The 17,354-nt window shown below is 69.7% G+C and carries 13 protein-coding genes; 3 read left to right on the forward strand and 10 right to left on the reverse strand.

Annotated elements, in window-relative coordinates:
* Positions 1-176: 176 nt before the first annotated feature.
* Positions 177-800 (reverse strand): TetR/AcrR family transcriptional regulator, encoded by a 624-nt coding sequence (locus ACFWM2_RS35795; RefSeq protein ID WP_383288907.1) that lies wholly within the window; start codon positions 798-800, stop codon positions 177-179.
* 181 nt (positions 801-981) lie between these two features.
* Here ACFWM2_RS35795 and ACFWM2_RS35800 point away from each other — a divergent pair, with 181 nt between their 5' ends.
* Positions 982-2,529, forward strand: coding sequence for an MFS transporter (locus ACFWM2_RS35800; protein ID WP_383288910.1), 1,548 nt, complete (start codon positions 982-984; stop codon positions 2,527-2,529).
* Positions 2,530-2,674: 145 nt separating this feature from the next.
* Here the strand turns inward: ACFWM2_RS35800 and ACFWM2_RS35805 are convergent, their stop codons facing one another.
* The 4 genes from ACFWM2_RS35805 to ACFWM2_RS35820 all read right to left on the reverse strand — a co-directional run bounded on the left by ACFWM2_RS35805 (position 2,675) and on the right by ACFWM2_RS35820 (position 7,322).
* Complete coding sequence (locus ACFWM2_RS35805; protein ID WP_383288913.1) at positions 2,675-4,393, reverse strand: DUF4153 domain-containing protein; 1,719 nt, start codon at positions 4,391-4,393, stop codon at positions 2,675-2,677.
* A gap of 412 nt (positions 4,394-4,805) precedes the next feature.
* Positions 4,806-5,711, reverse strand: a complete 906-nt coding sequence (locus ACFWM2_RS35810; RefSeq protein WP_383288916.1) for an ADP-ribosylglycohydrolase family protein — start codon at positions 5,709-5,711, stop codon at positions 4,806-4,808.
* A 12-nt stretch (positions 5,712-5,723) separates the two neighbouring features.
* The gene (locus tag ACFWM2_RS35815; RefSeq protein WP_383288919.1) at positions 5,724-6,383 is read right to left on the reverse strand and encodes a histidine phosphatase family protein; all 660 of its coding nucleotides are present in this window, start codon (positions 6,381-6,383) and stop codon (positions 5,724-5,726) included.
* A 333-nt stretch (positions 6,384-6,716) separates the two neighbouring features.
* Entirely contained in the window at positions 6,717-7,322 is a 606-nt protein-coding gene (locus tag ACFWM2_RS35820; protein WP_383288922.1) for a YdbC family protein, read from the reverse strand.
* A 154-nt stretch (positions 7,323-7,476) separates the two neighbouring features.
* Between ACFWM2_RS35820 and ACFWM2_RS35825 the strand changes: the two genes are divergently transcribed.
* Positions 7,477-8,010 carry a TerD family protein gene (locus ACFWM2_RS35825; RefSeq protein WP_383288925.1) on the forward strand — a complete coding sequence of 178 codons (534 nt, stop codon included), beginning with the start codon at positions 7,477-7,479 and terminating at the stop codon, positions 8,008-8,010.
* Between the two features lie 90 nt (positions 8,011-8,100).
* Here ACFWM2_RS35825 and ACFWM2_RS35830 read toward each other — a convergent pair whose 3' ends face one another.
* The 3 genes from ACFWM2_RS35830 to nrdR all read right to left on the reverse strand — a co-directional run bounded on the left by ACFWM2_RS35830 (position 8,101) and on the right by nrdR (position 12,668).
* Positions 8,101-8,784, reverse strand: coding sequence for a DUF6215 domain-containing protein (locus tag ACFWM2_RS35830; protein ID WP_383288929.1), 684 nt, complete (start codon positions 8,782-8,784; stop codon positions 8,101-8,103).
* A gap of 264 nt (positions 8,785-9,048) precedes the next feature.
* Positions 9,049-11,943 carry a vitamin B12-dependent ribonucleotide reductase gene (locus ACFWM2_RS35835; RefSeq protein ID WP_383288932.1) on the reverse strand — a complete coding sequence of 965 codons (2,895 nt, stop codon included), beginning with the start codon at positions 11,941-11,943 and terminating at the stop codon, positions 9,049-9,051.
* Positions 11,944-12,107: 164 nt separating this feature from the next.
* Positions 12,108-12,668 carry a transcriptional regulator NrdR gene (nrdR, locus tag ACFWM2_RS35840; RefSeq protein ID WP_383288935.1) on the reverse strand — a complete coding sequence of 187 codons (561 nt, stop codon included), beginning with the start codon at positions 12,666-12,668 and terminating at the stop codon, positions 12,108-12,110.
* A gap of 506 nt (positions 12,669-13,174) precedes the next feature.
* On the opposite strand from nrdR, the gene lexA reads away from it, so the two are divergent.
* Entirely contained in the window at positions 13,175-13,951 is a 777-nt protein-coding gene (gene lexA / locus ACFWM2_RS35845; RefSeq protein ID WP_383288939.1) for a transcriptional repressor LexA, read from the forward strand.
* A 262-nt stretch (positions 13,952-14,213) separates the two neighbouring features.
* Here the strand turns inward: lexA and ACFWM2_RS35850 are convergent, their stop codons facing one another.
* Entirely contained in the window at positions 14,214-16,190 is a 1,977-nt protein-coding gene (locus ACFWM2_RS35850) for an ATP-dependent DNA helicase (protein WP_383288942.1), read from the reverse strand.
* Positions 16,191-16,514: 324 nt separating this feature from the next.
* Positions 16,515-17,318: a GNAT family N-acetyltransferase gene (locus ACFWM2_RS35855; protein WP_383288945.1), complete on the reverse strand. Its 804-nt coding sequence runs from the start codon at positions 17,316-17,318 to the stop codon at positions 16,515-16,517.
* Positions 17,319-17,354 lie beyond the last annotated feature (36 nt).

Genomic DNA, 17,354 nt, shown 5'->3' on the forward strand with positions numbered 1-17,354 from the left:
CGGATCCCGCCCCACCGAGCGCACGCCACACCCGCCCAATCCCGCCCCACCGGGCGCACGCCACACCCCGCCGGATCACACCCCCACCGGGCGCACGCCCCACACAGCGGATCCCGCCCACACCGGGCCCCACACCCCGCGGATCACACCCCCCACCGAGCGCCACACCCCGCCCGTCAGGCCCTCGTCGGCCGCAGCAACGGGACCATCAACTGATCGATCATCCCCTCCAGCTCCGTCTCACTCCATTCGCTGGCGCACACCTTCGAGCGGTACATCATCATCGCCGGAATGGCGTCGAAGACATAGCTGTTGGCGGCGTCGGGGCGCACGTCTCCCCGCTCGATACCACGGCGAACGACCTCTCGAAGCAGCTCCAGGGTCGGTTCGATGACTCCGCCGAAGATCACGGCCTGGAAGCGCTCCGCCTGAGCTGCATCGCATTCGTGAAGGACCGAACGGAGCGCGAACCCGGGCCGCGAGAACATCGCCGCACGCACCCGTCGGCACAGCTCCAGCAGATCGGCTCGGACGCTCCCGAGGTCGGGCGCCTCCGTCAGCCGGGGCAGTGCGGCCTGGAGCGCGTCGGCGACGAGGTCCTCCTTGGAGGCCCAGCGGCGGTAGACCGCGGCCTTGCCGGTCTGGGCGCCGGCGGCGATGCCTTCCATGGTGAGGCCGTTCCAGCCGACCGTACTGAGCTGATCCAGTGCGGCATCGAGGATCGCGCGTTCGAGTACGGCGCCGCGCCGACGCAGGGAGACCGTCCGAGCGGGGGCGGCCGTCCAGCGCGAAGTAACCATGTGAGTGTCTCCGTTGAGCATGGGGAGGGAAGCGGGGATTCCGATGGAGAGCGGGCCGATCCATCAGGTCACGCGTGCGGCAGCGACTTGAGTGAACGCTTGCGTTCACTGTTGGGGACTCACTACCGTTGACGCGACAGTGAACGCGAGCGTTCACTAATGCACCTATGGGGGAACCATAGTGACAACCTCTCAGTTGATTCCAGATCAGAAGCCGGGAGCCGCCCGTCGGGAGGGGCATCCCGGCATCGCACTCACCGTGATCGCGGCCTGTCAACTCATGGTGGTCCTCGACGCGACGATTGTGAACATCGCGCTCCCGCACATTCAGGACGCGCTCAAGTTCAGCACGACGGACCTGACGTGGGTGGTCAGCGCCTACACGCTCACCTTCGGCGGCCTGCTGCTCCTCGGCGGCCGGGCCGCTGACATCCTCGGCCGGCGCCGCGTCTTCATGACCGGCATCCTGCTGTTCACCGCCGCTTCGCTGCTCGGCGGTCTCGCCCAGGAACCCTGGCAACTGCTGGCCGCACGCGCCCTGCAGGGCGTCGGCGGCGCGATCGCGTCGCCCACTTCGCTGGCGCTGATCACCACCACTTTCCCCGAAGGCCCGGCGCGCAACCGGGCCTTCGGTGTCTTCGCCGCGGTCTCCGCGGGCGGCGGAGCCATCGGGCTGCTCACCGGCGGGATGCTCACGGAGTGGCTCGACTGGCGCTGGGTGCTCTTCGTGAACGTCCCCATCGGCGTCCTGATCGCCGTGGTGGCACCGCTGTACATCAACGAGTCCGAACGTCATCCGGGGCGCTTCGACATCGCCGGCGCGCTCACCTCGACCCTCGGCATGGCCTCGCTGGTGTACGGCTTCATCCGGGCCGCGGAGGAGGGCTGGCGGGACAATCTCACCATCGGGTCCTTCACCGCGGCAGTGCTCCTGCTGCTGACCTTCGGGCTCGTCGAGATGCGGGCCAAGGAGCCGATCACTCCGCTGAGGATGTTCGCCGACCGCAACCGCTCGGGCACGTATCTGATCATGCTGAGCCTGGCCGCGGCGATGTTCGGCATGTTCTTCTACATCGTTCTCTTCGCGCAGAACGTGCTCGGGTACAGCCCGATCTCGGCGGGTGTGGCCTTCCTGCCGGTGACCGTGGCGATCGTGACCGGCGCAGGCCTGTCGCAGCGCTTCCTGCCCGTGCTCGGGCCGAAGCCGTTCATGGTCGTGGGCTCGGCCCTCGTCGCCACCGGGCTCGGCTGGCTGACCTTCATCGGCCCCGGCAGCTCGTACGCCGGCGGAATCCTCGGCCCCATGCTGCTGTTCGGCTTCGGCATGGGTCTCAACTTCGTGACCCTCACCCTCACCGCGGTCTCCGGTGTCGCAACGCACGAAGCGGGCGCGGCGTCGGGCCTGCTCAACGTGACACAGCAGGTCGGTGGCGCGCTCGGCCTCTCCATCCTGACCACCGTCTTCGGCACGGCCAGCCGGAACGAGGCGGAGAAGCAGGTGCCCCAGTTCATGAGCGACGCCTCGGCCGAGCAGAAGGCGGAGTTCGCCAAGACCCATCAGCTGCCCGGTTCCTGGGGGCACGAGGTGCTTTCCGAGGGCATCGCGACCGCCTTCGTCCCGGCCGTGGCCATGGCCGTACTGGCCCTGCTCGTCGCCACATTGGTGGTCCGGGTCCGCAAGAGCGACCTGGATGCCCTGGCGGGTACGGCGGGACCCGCAGCGGGCTGACGGGAGTGCCATGGAGGCCGGGCCACATCCGGACGGATCACCACCGCGGACGACGGCCCGGCCTGCCCCGTACGCCCCCGGAGCACTGCCAAGTACACCCTCGGAGCACAGCCTGCCGGCGGAGAAGGCGCTGCCCAGGCCCCTCTCAGCGGTACATGACCTCGTTGCCCAGGCGGTTGCACGCACTCCAGTCCGCGTCGTCCGTCAGCGGCCGCTCGTCGAGGATGCGCCGGGCGCGCGCTTCTCCCCAACTGGTGGCGTACCAGGGCTCGTCGCGGTCTGCCAGGCCGTCGGCCAGAGTCCGCAGCGCGCAGCTCCGCAGCGGCTCCTCCAGCTTGTCGAGCGCGGGTACGGCGTCGGCGGAGAGGCCCTGCGCGTAGTCGAGGTCGAACGTGCCCGTGTCCGCGTACCGCTGGACGTTGCGCTCGGCGATCAGCGCATCCGGTGAGGCCAGTCCGAACGCGAGCACTCCGGCGGCGGCGCTGGCGGCGACAGCGCGCGGCAGCCAGCGGGCACCCCACACCCCGGCCGCCATGATGAACGCGATGACCAGCCCGAGCCACAGCTCACCGGCCACCACCGAGACCCTCAGTCGCGTCAGTCCATACGCCTCCACGTACATGTCCATGCGTCGCACGGCGGATGCCACGACAACGAGCGCGAGCGCGCACAGAGTTCCCAGCACTCCGCGCACCAGCGTCCGGTCGCGTGATCCGTCGCGCGGCGCCCAGCGCAGGGCGAGGACGATGACGAGCAGCGTCAGGACGGTGACCAGCAACAGCTGCCAGAAGCCCTGTCGCGCGTACTGGGCGTAGGTCTGGCCGGTCTGTTCCAGTACGGCGTCGTATCCGCCGAAGAGCACGGCGAGCTGGACGGCGTTGAACGCCGCGAAGAGCACCGCGAGCACGACCAGCGGCAGCGCCCACTCGAGGCGTCCGCGGGCACGGCCCGCAGGGATCTCCGCCCGGTCCCAGTGCACGGGCGCGGCCGCCGTGTGCGCCGCTGCGAGCGCACAGACCAGGCCGAGCGCCAGGAGTACGACGTGCCAGGGGCCGCCGGATACGGAGGCGTCCGGCAGCAGGCCACCGAGCAGGTCGGCGAAGGCCGCGTCGGCTCCCGCGAACAGTGCGCCGAAGACCAGCAGCAGGACGGCGGTCACGGCGAGGGCGCGCAGCATCGGACCGACGCTCCCGCGTGCGCCGCCCGATCGTTCGCGCAGCCCTCGCCAGCCCCAGACGGGGCCGGTGACGATCGAGTTGAACACCCCGATCGGGCTGAGCAGTACGGAGGTCCAGCTGCGGCCGCCGTTCAGGGCCAGCGAGCCCAGGGCGATCGCGGCGGCCACGGCCAGGAAGGACGGCCAGTCCGCGTCACGCAGTGCGGGCACCGCCAGCAGAGCCAGTCCGCCGACGCCCCAGACGAGCGTCCACGCGCGCGGGCGGCGGCCGGCGGCCTCAGCGGCGAAATAGGCCGCGAGCGCGGCCGGGATCGCGACGAGGAAGAGGTTGAGCGCCAGGCCGTCACCCAGGAGCAGCATGCTCAGGACCCCGGTGGCGAGCACCGCCCACAGAGTGGCCGTGCGGATGGGAGCGGGTGACTCGACGCGGAGATCGGCGAGCCACGGCACCGGGACGGCCGACGGGGCGGCCCAGTAGTCGCCCTCGTAGTCCTCCTCGTCCGCCTCCTGCTCGCCCGGCCCGCCCGGCTCGCCCCGCTGGTCCTGCTCGTCCTGCTCGTCCTGCTCGTCCTGCGGGCCGGATGCCTCAGTGGCGTCCTCGGGCTCGCCGTTCTTGGCCAGTCCGACGCTTCCGGGCGTTTCCGGCCCCGGATCACTCGGCTCGGGCGTGGACGGTCTTTCGGACACGGGACCCCCTCCCAACCGGCCGTGGCACGCCCGTGGCACGCCACGGCGGCGGAGCGCGCCGCTGCGGCGGAAGGCTGATGACCGGTGTCTCTTCGGCGCTCGCCCGGCATGATCAACAGGCGGCGTGGGCGGCAAGGCTATCCACGGGCGCCGCAGCCCCGGACGGCAGGGGCGATGCTGTTGCCAGGCTGTGACAGATGGGGCCCATGTGACGCCTGTGGCACACAGGGCGCAACCCAGCCACCGAATCGGCCGTCCGGACGCCGCGCGCCCAGCCGGCCGCCGAACCAGCCGAAGCGCCCGCAACCGCCACCGGCCGGGGCGACGCCCCCGCAACCGCCACGGACCGAGTCAAGGCCCCGCCACCGCCACCGGCCGAGCCAAGGCCCCGCGACGCACACCACCGCGCCACCTACACCGAGCCGGGCATCCACTCCGGCAGCGGCTCCGTCAGCTCCACCCACGCACTCGGCGGCGCCCCCGCCTTGCCCGAGCCGACCACTCCGCCCACGATGGCGCAGGTCGTGTCCATGTCGCCGCCGACCTGGGCGGTCGACCAGAACGACTCCTCGTAGTCGCCGAGGGCACGGGCCGCCGACCACAGCGCGAAGGGCACCGTGTCGTGTGCCGTCGTACGCCGTCCGCAGCCCAGTACGGCGGCGACCGTCGCGGTGTCGCCGTAGTCGAGCATGTCGCGGGCGCGACGCAGTCCCGCTCCGACCGCGCTGCGTGGCACGAGCGCGATCACGCCGTCGAGCAGCGTCCCGGGACTGGGCGGTCCGGCCGGATCGGCGGCCAGCGCGGCCGCCGCGGCGACGGCCATGGCGCCGACCACGGCCTCACGGTGCTGATGCGTGGGGTACGCCGAGATCTCCGCCTGGTGTGTCGCCTGCTCCGGGTCGTCGGCGTACCAGGCCCCGAGCGGGGCGATCCGCATCGCGGCGCCGTTCCCCCAGGAACCCTGTCCCTTGAAGAGGGCGGAGGCCAGCTCGCGCCAGTCGCCGCCTTCCCTGACCAGCCGCAACAGCCGGTTGACCGCGGGTCCGTAACCCCGGTCGAAGTCGTGGTGCTCCGCGAACGAGTGAGCCAGGGCGTCCTGGTCGATGCGGTGGTGGGTGGCCAGAACGGCCACTACGGAGGAGGCCATTTCCGTGTCGTCGGTCCACTGCCAGGGACCGGGCGGCAGCTCGCGTCGCTTCAGCAGCGGGTAGTTCGCGGGCACGAAGAACTGTGAGCCCAGCGCGTCTCCCACCGCGAGTCCGCGCAGGCTGGAGAGGGCGCGGTCCAGGCGCCCGTCGGGAGAGGAGTCAGCGGTCATCGCCCTGCCACTCTATCCGGTGACTCCGTACGGTTCCGGATCACGCCAGCGTTCGAAAGGACGGTCAAGCGTGTACCTGCCGTCGTCCCCGAGAACGAGCATCCGCACCTCCGCGTTCCCCGGATTCGACAGTGACTCGAAATCCGCGACGGTCCAGTGGAACCACCGCATACAGAAGAGCCGCATCGCCAGACCGTGGGTCACCAGGAGAACGTTCGGCGGATGGTCGGGCGCCTCGAAACTCCGGTACAGACTCTCCAGGAACCCGCCGACCCGGTCGTAGACGTCGGCGCCCGACTCGCCCTGCGCGAAGCGGTAGAAGAAGTGCCCGTACGCGTCGCGGTACGCCTTCTGGAGGCGCACGTCGTCGCGGTCCTGCCAGTTTCCCCAGTCCTGTTCCCGCAGCCGCGGCTCCTCGCGCACCCGCACCAGGTCGGGGTCGAGGTGGAAGGCGCGGAACGTCTCGTGCGTACGGCGGTAGGGGGAGACGTAAACGCTTACGCGCTCGCGGCCGAAGAGCTCCCGCAGCTGTTTGCCCGTCTCCTCCGCCTGCTGCCACCCCTTCTCGGTGAGGGCCAGTGCGTGGTCGGGCTCGCGTTCGTAAACGGTGTCATCGGCGTTGCCCGCTGACTCGCCGTGCCGGACAAGAACGATGCGCCGTGGTCGTGCCATGCCAAAACCCTAGATCGGGTGACGGCCGATCGAGCACTCGTACGGGCTCCATACGGCGTAGGTCACACAAAAACACACTCCCGTGCAAACGGGCTGCGTCCACCGTACGGCCCTCTGCGGGGGCGCGCCCGCCCCTCCGGCCTCGGTTCACTCCCGGGGCCTCAGGTGGCGGCCGTGCACCCGTCTCGGGCCTCCAGCGATCCTGCCTCGGGCCGGCCAGCAAATGGTTCCGTCCCGGTCACTCCCTGGGAGGACACCCCCGTGGCGGCCGTGTTCCCGCCTCGGACCTCCCATTGCGCCGCCCCGGCCCCTGCGTGGAGTCCCGCCCCGGACTCAGACCGTCCAGCCCGGCTCCAGCTGGACTATGTCGCCGGCCAGAGCGGCGACGTCCGCCTCCGTCTGGGCCCGCAGAGTGAGGCGCTCAACCCGCTCGGCCCGGTACTTGCCGTGTTCCGCGGCCGACTTCCACATGGAAAGGATCAGGAACTCTGGCCCCGGCGCCTCGCCGAACAGTCCGCGGATCATGCCCGGGGAACCCGCCATCGCGGGGTTCCAGACCTTCTCCTGCATCAGCGCGAAGTGCTCGGCGCGCTCTTCGTGGACCCGGCAGTGCGCCACCCGCACCAGATCGGCGTCCGTGAAGCGCGGCTCGAAACCGGTCTTCACGTCGAAACGGTGATCGAACAGCTTCGCCTGGGAGTCCTTGAACGTGCCCGACTGCGCGGTGGCCAGCCGGTCATGGGAACGGGCCATGAAGGAGTCGTAGAAGGCGCGGCTCTCCCAGAAGGCGAAGATGTGCGCCACTCCGGGCCTGCCCCGGCTCCAGCCCCCGCCCTGCCCCCGGAAACCCGGCTCCCCCAGAAGCCCCGCCCACTTTCGCTGCCCCCGCTCGAAACCGCGGCGGTCCACCACGGTGCAGCGAATCCACTTGACCAGCACGGCGCCATCGTAAGGCCACGAGGCGTGGCGCCGGTCACGCTCCGGCGGAGTGCACCCGCGCGAGCGCCGGGGTACGCGTGGCACGATGGGCAACCTGCTTTGACTGCACCGCAGTTGGGGCAGAAGGCAGTGGATATGGGCAGGGGGAGATCTGGTGAGCGGTTTCAACAAGGGCATTCGCAAGGTCGAGTTGGCGGTGAAGTGGGACCCGAGTCCCGCCGGCGAGCCGGACACCGATCTCGACATCGTCGCGGCGACCTATCTGTCGGACGACCTGTACGGCGACCCCTCCTATGTGGTGCATTTCGACAGCCGTTCCCCGGACGGAACCATCTATCTCAACCGTGACAGCAAGGACGGCAAGGGCTTCGGCTGGGACGAGGTCATGACGCTCGAACTGCAGCGCCTCGACAGCCGCTACACGCGCGTGGTCGTCGGTGTCGTCATCCAGCAGCGCTCCGGCCACAAGGCGTTCGTCGGCGTACTCAACCCCGGCCTGCGGATGCGCGAGGGCTACACCGTGCTGGCCGAGGACGACTTCAGCGAGGTCCTGGGGGCCACGGCGGCCACCGTCGGGGAGTTCGTACGCGACGACTCCGGAGAATGGACGTTCCACCCGGGGATCCAGGGCTACGACACGGACCCGGCATCCTTCACCAGGATCATGGGCCGCCCTCAGGACTCCTGAAGCCGCCTTCGGGACTGCCGAAGAAACCGACCGACCGCCTGCGACGGATGACTCGTCCACAGGCGGTCCTGCCGAGGCGGACGCGACTGCTCAGCCGGCCGTCCACCCCGGAACCGTCGGCAGCACCTGCTCGGCGACACGGAACAGCGCCGCGTCGTCCGGCGGCACGGCGTCCTGGCGCCAGATGACGACCTCGAAGGAGCCGCCGCCGTCCTTCGCGCTCCTGGCGACCAGCAGACGTCGGGCGATGCCACCGGGACCGGCTTCGGCCGTGGCGCCGCCGATCAGGGAGATGGAGATGGTCCGGTCCGAGTAGAGGACCGCCGGGTGCCCGAGAACCGTCTGCCGCTCGGCGGAGTCCCCGAGGAGGGCGGCCGTCCGGGCGACCGAGAGACGGTCGTACGAGGCCGAGAGCTGCACGGAGTACGTCTTCAGCGTGACGTCCGCCTCGGGGTTGGTGATCTTGGTGCCGCCGGCGGGCGTGAACGAGCTCTCGCTGCCATCGGCCGTCTCCGCCTGCTCCTCCGGGGTTCCCAGGAGCGCCGGAAGGTCCGGGCGGTTCAGCGCCGTGCACAACTGCGCTCCGGAAACACGCTTCGACGGCTTGGCGGTGTGCGTGCTGGAGCAGACCGCCGGCTTGCTGTTGTAAGGGGCCTGCTGTGTGTCCTTCAGTTCCCACAGGACAGCCGCGAGGCCACCTACCAGCACCACCGCCGCAACGGCCTGGGCCCCCGCACTCATGCCCTTTTGGGATACGGCCTCGTCCTCGCCCATTGCCCCCACTTTTCCCCCACCCTCCCGCTGCGCGACCGATGTGCGCTGAGGGAGATTAACCGGTGATCGTTTCGTGAAGAAATGAGTTCTGCCATGGCCCACCCTGTGCGCCACATGGCCGAGCGCTGCCGGGCCGCGTCCCGGCGCCGGCGCCGGGACGCGGCAGACACGACGGCCGCGCGTCGACAAACGCCGAGGGCGGCGCAGCCGGATACCGGCTGCACCGCCCTGACCTGCTACTTCGTGATCAGCAGACGACCGACATCAGCTGCAACCGCTGGTCGAACCGCAGCCCTCGCAGATGTAGCAGGAACCGGCCCGCTGCATCTTCGTACCGCAGGAGAAGCACAGTGGGGCGTCCGCCTGGATGCCCAGCTGCATCTCCACCAGTTCGGCGCTGGTGTGCACCTGCAGCGGGGCGGGCGCGGCCGCCTCGACTTCGGCCTTGGGCGTGACGACGGCCTTCAACTCCTGCGCCCGAGGCGCCGACTGGGCCAGACCCTCGACGTCGACCTCGTCGTCGGACGGCTCGTACGAACCGGTCTCGAGATGACGCTGACGCTCTTCGGCGGAGTGGATGCCGAGCGCGGAGCGCGTCTCGAAGGGCAGGAAGTCGAGTGCCAGGCGGCGGAAGATGTAGTCGACGATCGACTGGGCCATCCGCACGTCCGGGTCGTCCGTCATGCCGGCCGGCTCGAAGCGCATGTTCGTGAACTTCGAGACGTACGTCTCCAGGGGCACGCCGTACTGCAGGCCGACCGAGACGGCGATGGAGAAGGCGTCCATCATGCCGGCGAGGGTGGAGCCCTGCTTCGACATCTTCAGGAAGACCTCGCCGAGACCGTCGTCCGGGTAGGAGTTGGCGGTCATGTAGCCCTCGGCGCCACCCACGGTGAAGGAGGTGGTGATGCCGGGACGGCCCTTGGGGAGGCGCTTGCGGACCGGGCGGTACTCGACGACCTTCTCGACCGCGGTACGGATGGTCTCCTCGGCCTTGGCCGTGACCTCGACCTTCTCCTTCTCCTTGGTCTTCGCGGAGAGGGGCTGGCCGACCTTGCAGTTGTCGCGGTAGATCGCGAGCGCCTTGACGCCCATCTTCCACGCCTCGAAGTAGACCTCTTCGACGTCCTCGACGGTCGCCGTCTCCGGCAGGTTGACCGTCTTGGAGAGCGCGCCGGAGATCCAGGGCTGGATCGCGGCCATCATGCGGACGTGGCCCATCGCGGAGATGGAACGCTCGCCCATGGCGCAGTCGAAGACCTCGTAGTGCTCCTGCCTGAGGCCCGGGGCGTCGATCACATTGCCGTTCTCGGCGATGTGGGCGACGATCGCCTCGATCTGCTCCTCCTGGTATCCCAGGCGGCGCAGGGCCTGCGGCACGGTGCCGTTGACGATCTGCATCGAGCCACCGCCGACCAGCTTCTTGAACTTGACCAGCGCGAGGTCGGGCTCAAGACCGGTGGTGTCGCAGGACATCGCGAGACCGATGGTGCCGGTCGGGGCGATGACCGAGGCCTGCGCGTTGCGGAAGCCGTTCTTCTCACCGAGGTGGAGCACGTCCTGCCAGGACTCCGTGGCGGCGGCCCAGATCGGGCTGTCCAGGTCGTCCACACGAGGGGCCACGGCGTTGGCGTCGGAGTGCTGCTTCATGACGCGAAGGTGCGGCTGCGCGTTGCGGGCGTAGCCGTCGTACGGGCCGACGACCGCGGCGAGTTCAGCCGAGCGCTTGTACGAGGTGCCGGTCATCAGGGAGGTGATGGCACCGGCGAGCGAGCGGCCGCCGTCGGAGTCGTACGCGTGACCGGTCGCCATCAGCAGGGCGCCGAGGTTGGCGTAACCGATGCCCAGCTGACGGAAGGCGCGGGTGTTCTCGCCGATCTTCTGGGTCGGGAAGTCCGCGAAGCAGATGGAGATGTCCATCGCGGTGATGACCAGCTCGACGACCTTCGAGAAGCGCTCGACGTCGAAGGACTGGTGGCCCTTGCCGTCGTCCTTGAGGAACTTCATCAGGTTCAGCGAGGCGAGGTTGCAGGACGTGTTGTCCAGGTGCATGTACTCGCTGCACGGGTTCGAGCCGTTGATCCGGCCGGACTCCGGGCACGTGTGCCAGGCGTTGATGGTGTCGTCGTACTGGATGCCGGGGTCCGCACAGGCCCAGGCCGCCTCGGCCATCTTGCGGAAGAGCGACTTGGCGTCGACCTCCTCGATGACCTCACCGGTCATGCGGGACGTCAGGCCGAACTTGCCGCCCGCCTCGACCGCCTTCATGAACGTGTCGTTCACACGGACCGAGTTGTTGGCGTTCTGGTACTGGACGGACGTGATGTCGTCGCCGCCCAGGTCCATGTCGAAGCCCGCGTCACGCAGCGCGCGGATCTTCTCCTCTTCCTTCACCTTGGTCTCGATGAAACCCTCGATGTCGGGGTGGTCGACGTCGAGGATGACCATCTTGGCGGCGCGGCGCGTGGCGCCGCCCGACTTGATCGTTCCTGCGGAGGCGTCGGCACCGCGCATGAAGGAGACGGGACCCGAGGCGTTGCCGCCCGAGGAGAGGAGCTCCTTGGAGGAGCGGATGCGGGAGAGGTTCAGGCCGGCGCCGGAGCCGCCCTTGAAGATCATGCCCTCTTCCTTGTACCAGTCGAGGATCGACTCCATGGAGTCGTCGACGGACAGGATGAAGCAGGCGGAGACCTGCTGGGGCTGGGGCGTCCCGACGTTGAACCAGACGGGGCTGTTGAAGCTGAAGATCTGGTGCAGGAGGGCGTACGCCAGCTCGTGCTCGAAGATCTCGGCGTCGGCGGGCGAGGCGAAGTACTTGTAGTCCTCGCCGGCCTTCCGGTACGTCTTCACGATGCGGTCGATGAGCTGCCGGAGGCTCACCTCACGCTGCGGGGTGCCGACAGCACCTCGGAAGTACTTGCTGGTGACGATGTTGACCGCGTTCACCGACCAGAAGCCGGGGAACTCGACGCCACGCTGCTCGAAATTGACCGAGCCGTCGCGCCAATTGGTCATGACGACGTCACGGCGCTCCCACTCCACCTCGTCGTACGGGTGCACGCCCGGAGTGGTGTGGATGCGCTCGATGCGCAGTCCCTTGCTGGCCTTGGTGCCCTTGGTGCGGGAACCCCGTGCCGGACCGCTCGCCGTCTCTGTCATGCCGCCTCCCTGTATCGGGCTAAAACGCCCTGAAGTGCCTCGTTCTTCCCGTGGCACGGTGTGTGTCTGGTACTGCGCGCGCCGTATGCACGGCCGCTCGCAGCAGGTCTTGGTTCGCCGCCGGGCGATCCGGGGCCGGACGGTCCGTCCGGGCCGGCCTCCGGTCAGTCGGCGGCGCTGGCGGGCACGGGGACCTGAGCAGTCCCTCCGGACCCGCGGTCGCTTTCCTGGCGCTCCGCGGAGGCGTCTTCGTCGTCCGCCTCGTCCGCAGCGGGGCGCCGTGTCTGTTCTCTGAGTTCCGCGATGTTGGCCTCGAAGTCCTCGAGCGAGTCGAACGCCCGGTACACGGACGCGAACCGCAGATAGGCGACGAGGTCGAGCTCCTGCAACGGGCCGAGTATGGCCAGCCCCACGTCGTGGGTGGTCAGTTCGGCGCTTCCGGTGGCGCGCACCGCCTCCTCGACCCGCTGGCCGAGCTGGGCTAGCGCGTCCTCGGTGACCGGTCGTCCCTGGCATGCCTTGCGGACACCATTGATGACCTTGGTACGACTGAAGGGCTCGGTGACGCCGGACCGCTTGACGACCATCAGCGAGCACGTCTCCACCGTCGTGAAACGACGGGAGCAGTCGGGGCACTGGCGGCGCCTGCGGATCGACGTGCCGTCATCGGTCGTACGACTGTCGACGACGCGGCTGTCGGGGTGCCTGCAGAAGGGGCAGTGCATGGCTCCAACCCTCCTTACACAGCACGACTCATAGACCTCAAGGGCCCCTTGGGCCCCTCGAAGCAGCCTCCAGCATAGGCGATGACCGGTGACCTGGAGACCCGGGGGACCACAACTTCTGGGCTGCTGCCGCAATCCAACCACTACATGTGGTGCCAGGCAGGTAAATTCACTCACGGCGCGCGTGTCGCACATGAATTGGCACGTGCCGCACGGTCATACCGGCTCGGGGCGCGCGGGGATACGGTGGGCGGCGCACCGATGGGGGCCGGTACCCGGCCGAAGGGGTGCCGGATGGCACACTGGGCCTCGACCTGCGAGGTCGCCGTCCCGGCGGTGAGAGTACAGCAGTCAGGCACTTTGTCCGTGAGTCACGGCGTTGGCCATACACCTAGACACATGATCGCGGCGGGTAATCCACGATTTTTCACTCGAACGTGTGTTTGGCGCAACCTTTCGAAAGCAACTACCGTTGTCCAGCAGGGAGACCATCGAGAGGGGCCGACGTGACCACCACCGCAGACAGCGCCACCATCACTGCCCAGGACCGCTCCCAGGGCCGACTCGAGCCGGTGCATGCGATGAACGAAGCCATGAATCATGAGGGGCCCAAGCGCTCCCTGCCCGGCCGACCTCCTGGCATCCGGGCCGACAGCTCCGGGCTCACCGACCGGCAGCGCCGGGTGATCGAGGTCATCAGGGACTCCGTGCAGCGGCGCGGTTACCCGCCGTCGATGCGCGAGATCGGCCAGGCGGTCGGCCTGTCCAGCACGTCATCGGTCGCCCACCAGCTGATGGCACTGGAGCGCAAGGGCTTCCTGCGCCGGGACCCGCACCGCCCGCGCGCGTACGAGGTGCGGGGGTCCGACCAGTCCTCCGCGCAGCCCACGGACACCGCGGGCAAGCCCGCCGCGTCGTACGTCCCGCTCGTGGGCCGCATCGCCGCCGGTGGCCCCATCCTCGCCGAGGAATCGGTGGAGGACGTCTTCCCTCTCCCCCGGCAGCTGGTCGGTGACGGCGAGCTGTTCGTCCTGAAGGTCGTCGGTGACTCGATGATCGAGGCGGCCATCTGTGACGGCGACTGGGTGACGGTCCGCCGCCAGCCGGTTGCGGAGAACGGCGACATCGTGGCCGCCATGCTCGACGGCGAGGCCACGGTGAAGCGCTTCAAGCGCGAGGACGGCCATGTGTGGCTGCTGCCGCACAACTCGGCCTACCAGCCGATCGCCGGTGACGAGGCGACCATCCTGGGCAAGGTGGTGGCGGTGCTGCGGCGGGTGTGACAACCCGCGGCGGGCGAAGACACCACGCGCCCGCCCCTGACCGGGCCCCGGGACCACCTGCGCCGGTTCCGGGGCCCTGTGCTGTCCGCACGCCCGGTGACCGGCACGGCGGTCTGCGGCTCTGCCGACCGGTCGCAGGTACGGCGGCGACCCGCGGCTCTGCTGCCCGCGGGCCGATCACCCCTACGTCCTGCTGTCCGGCTGTCCGGCGACTCGGTGCCCGGCGGCCCTGCTGTCCGGCGACTCGCCGACTGGTCGACCGCTACGCGCTCTCGGTCTTCCGCGCCGCCTCGTCGATCGCGGCCAGCGACCTGCGCACCTGATTACGGTCCGTCGTGTACCAGAAGTCGGGCAGTGAAGCCTTCAAGTAGCTGCCGTAGCGGGCCGTCGCGAGGCGCTGATCCAGCACGGCCACGACGCCGCGGTCTCCCGAGGCGCGGACGAGGCGGCCGGCGCCCTGGGCCATCAGCAGGGCCGCGTGCGTGGCGGCCACGGCCATGAAGCCGTTGCCCCCCGCGTCCTCGACCGCCTTCTGACGGGCGCTCATCAGTGGATCGTCGGGGCGCGGGAAGGGGATCTTGTCCATGACGACGAGCTGGCAGCTGGGGCCCGGGACGTCGACGCCCTGCCAGAGCGACAGCGTGCCGAACAGACAGGTCTTGGGGTCGGCCGCGAAGTTCTTGATCAGCTCGCCGAGCGTCTCCTCGCCCTGCAGCAGGATGGGGAACTCGGGGATGCGGGTGCGCAGTTCCTCGGCGGCCAGCTGCGCGGCACGCATCGAGGAGAACAGGCCCAGGGTGCGTCCGCCGGCCGACTGGATCAGTTCGGTGAGCTCGTCCAGCATGTCGGCGCGGTCCCCGTCGCGAGCGGGGCGCGCGAGGTGCTTGGCGACGTAGAGGATGCCCTGCTTGGGGTAGTCGAACGGCGAGCCGACGTCGACGCCCTTCCACTGCGGGAGGTCCTCGCCCTCCGTGCCCTCCGGGGCGAGGCCGAGGGACGCGCCGACTCCGTTGAAGTCACCGCCCAGCTTCAGTGTCGCGGAGGTCAGTACCACGGAGCGGTCCGCGAAGAGCTTCTCCCTCAGCAGGCCCGACACCGACATGGGGGCGACCCGCAGGGAAGCGCCGAAGCGGTCGTGGCGCTCGTACCAGACGACGTCCCACTCGGAGCCGTTCGCGATGCGCTCCGCCACGTCGTGCACGGACTCCACCGAGGCCAGGGCCTGTTTGCGGACGGCGTCCTCGTCCTGGACGGACTTGTCGCGGGTGGAGCCGATGGCGGAGATGACCGTACGAGCGGCATCTCGCAGCGCCATCAGCGCGTACCCGAGATCCTCCGGGACCTCCTCCAGGCGGCCGGGCAGCGCCAGCTCCATGACCCGCTCGAAGCCCTCGGCGGCGGTCTGCAGCTGGTCGGCGGCCTTCTCGTTGGCCAACCTGGCGGCGCGGCGGACCGCACGGTTGACCTGGCCCGGGGTGAGCTCACCGGTCGCCACACCGGTGACGCGGGACACCAGCTCATGCGCCTCGTCCACGATCAGCACCTCGTGCGGCGGCAGGACCGGCGCACCCTCGATGGCGTCGATCGCGAGCAGCGCGTGGTTGGTGACGACGACCTCGGCGAGCTTGGCACGCTCGCGGGCCATCTCCGCGAAGCACTCGGCGCCGTACGCGCACTTCTGGGCGCCCAGGCACTCCCTGGACGACACGGAGATCTGGGCCCAGGCGCGGTCGGACACACCGGGCGTCAGGTTGTCGCGGTCGCCGGTCTCCGTCTCGTCCGACCAGTCCCGCAGCCGCACCAGGTCCTGGCCCAGCTTGCTGGTGGGCGCGGCAGCCTCGAACTGGTCGAAGAGGCCCTCCTCCTCGTCCTGCGGCATGCCCTCGTGCAGGCGGTGCAGACACAGATAGTTCGACCGGCCCTTGAGCATGGCGAACTCGGGGCGGCGGCGCAGCAGCGGATGCAGCGCGTCGACCGTCCGCGGCAGGTCCCGCTCGACGAGCTGCCGCTGCAGCGCCAGGGTGGCCGTCGCCACGATGACGCGCTCCCCGTGCGCGAGCGCGGGCACCAGATATCCGAGCGATTTACCGGTGCCTGTGCCGGCCTGGACCAGCAGATGGGAGCTGTCGTCGATCGCGTCCGCAACGGCTTCGGCCATGGTCACCTGGCCGGGGCGCTCCGTACCGCCGACGGCAGTGACGGCAGCATGCAGGAGTTCGGGGAGTGAGGGCTTCGTCATAGCCCGACCACCCTACGGGGCGGGACTGACAACCGTGCGATCACGACGGGTGCGACGGCAGCGACTGGCGTGATCAAGGCAGGCGCGTGGTGCCTTGTCGCGGTGGAAACGACGTCGCGGATCGCCATGGCCGGCACAGGCGCGGGTCGCCTGTCGGACTCCCGGCGGTCTTTCCCCAGCTCAGAAGGGTCGTGGTGTCGCCAGGGCGACGGCCGTCGTCGAGGTCGCGGGCCGCCGGCAACCGGGGCGGCTGACGGGATCTGCAAGAAGTGCTCCTCGCATGGGAACCGGATCGCGGCGAGCGGTGTACCAAAAGTGATGGCGCTACAACACATCGCGCAGGGCCCGGTCTCTGACCATGAGGGCGGCTCGCTTGGCGGGCAGGCCGACCTCGGCGGAGAACCGGAAGCCGGCGCTCAGGAATGCGGAGACGGAAGGGGTGTTGCGCAGGTCGGGTTCCGCGACGCAGCGCGCGCACGAGGGGCGCTTGTCGAACACGAGGTCGGCGACGCTTCTGAGCAGGGCGGAGCCGAAGCCTCGCCCGCGGTTGGCGACATCGCCGATGAGGAGGTGGATTCCGGTGTCGTGAGGGCGGGCGGGATAGTGGCGGGCCAGTGGGTCGAGGTCCGCGCGGTAGATCTCCCAGTAGCTCATCGGGGTGCCGTCCAGCACGCCGAGGCAGGGCACGCTGCGCCCGTCCCCGCCGAGCTGGGCGCTGAGGTGATCTTCGGTCGCGGACTTGGGACCCGCCAGTTCCCAGAACGCGGCGACGGCGGGGTCGTTCATCCAGCGGGCGATGAGCGGGAGATCGCGCTGGAGGCGTACGGGGACGAGGTGAAAGCCGCCGACGGGGGTGGTCGTGGGCCCCCAGTCACCGACGCGGTCGAGCAGGTCGTCGGCCGCCGGGGTGCCGGAAACCGTCGCGCGCGTGTTCCCTTCCTCGGCGGTGCCCTCGACGTGGGCCCTGGCCTCGTCGGCGAAGAGCGCGATGAATTCGTCGGGCAGGCGAAGTTCGAGGGTTTCCTCGCTGTCCGCGTCCGCGTCCGGGCCGGGACCCGGGTCGGCGCCGTCGTCGGTGACGGGGGCAGGGGCGGTTCCGGCGTCGGTGCTCGCATCGGTGGGAGGCACGGCGACGCTCCTCTCAGGAGACGGGGTGGGTCATGT

The organism is Streptomyces sp. NPDC058371 (genome assembly GCF_042723265.1).
Lineage (GTDB): Bacteria > Actinomycetota > Actinomycetes > Streptomycetales > Streptomycetaceae > Streptomyces.

Excerpts from the sequence above, each read along its gene's own strand:
- ACFWM2_RS35795 (WP_383288907.1), bottom strand. The coding sequence starts at position 800 with ATGGTTACTTCGCGCTGGACGGCCGCCCCCGCTCGGACGGTCTCCCTG.
- ACFWM2_RS35810 (WP_383288916.1), bottom strand. The coding sequence starts at position 5,711 with ATGACCGCTGACTCCTCTCCCGACGGGCGCCTGGACCGCGCCCTCTCC.
- ACFWM2_RS35815 (WP_383288919.1), bottom strand. The coding sequence starts at position 6,383 with ATGGCACGACCACGGCGCATCGTTCTTGTCCGGCACGGCGAGTCAGCG.
- ACFWM2_RS35830 (WP_383288929.1), bottom strand. The coding sequence starts at position 8,784 with ATGGGCGAGGACGAGGCCGTATCCCAAAAGGGCATGAGTGCGGGGGCC.
- ACFWM2_RS35835 (WP_383288932.1), bottom strand. The coding sequence starts at position 11,943 with ATGACAGAGACGGCGAGCGGTCCGGCACGGGGTTCCCGCACCAAGGGC.
- nrdR (WP_383288935.1), bottom strand. The coding sequence starts at position 12,668 with ATGCACTGCCCCTTCTGCAGGCACCCCGACAGCCGCGTCGTCGACAGT.
- ACFWM2_RS35850 (WP_383288942.1), bottom strand. The coding sequence starts at position 16,190 with ATGACGAAGCCCTCACTCCCCGAACTCCTGCATGCTGCCGTCACTGCC.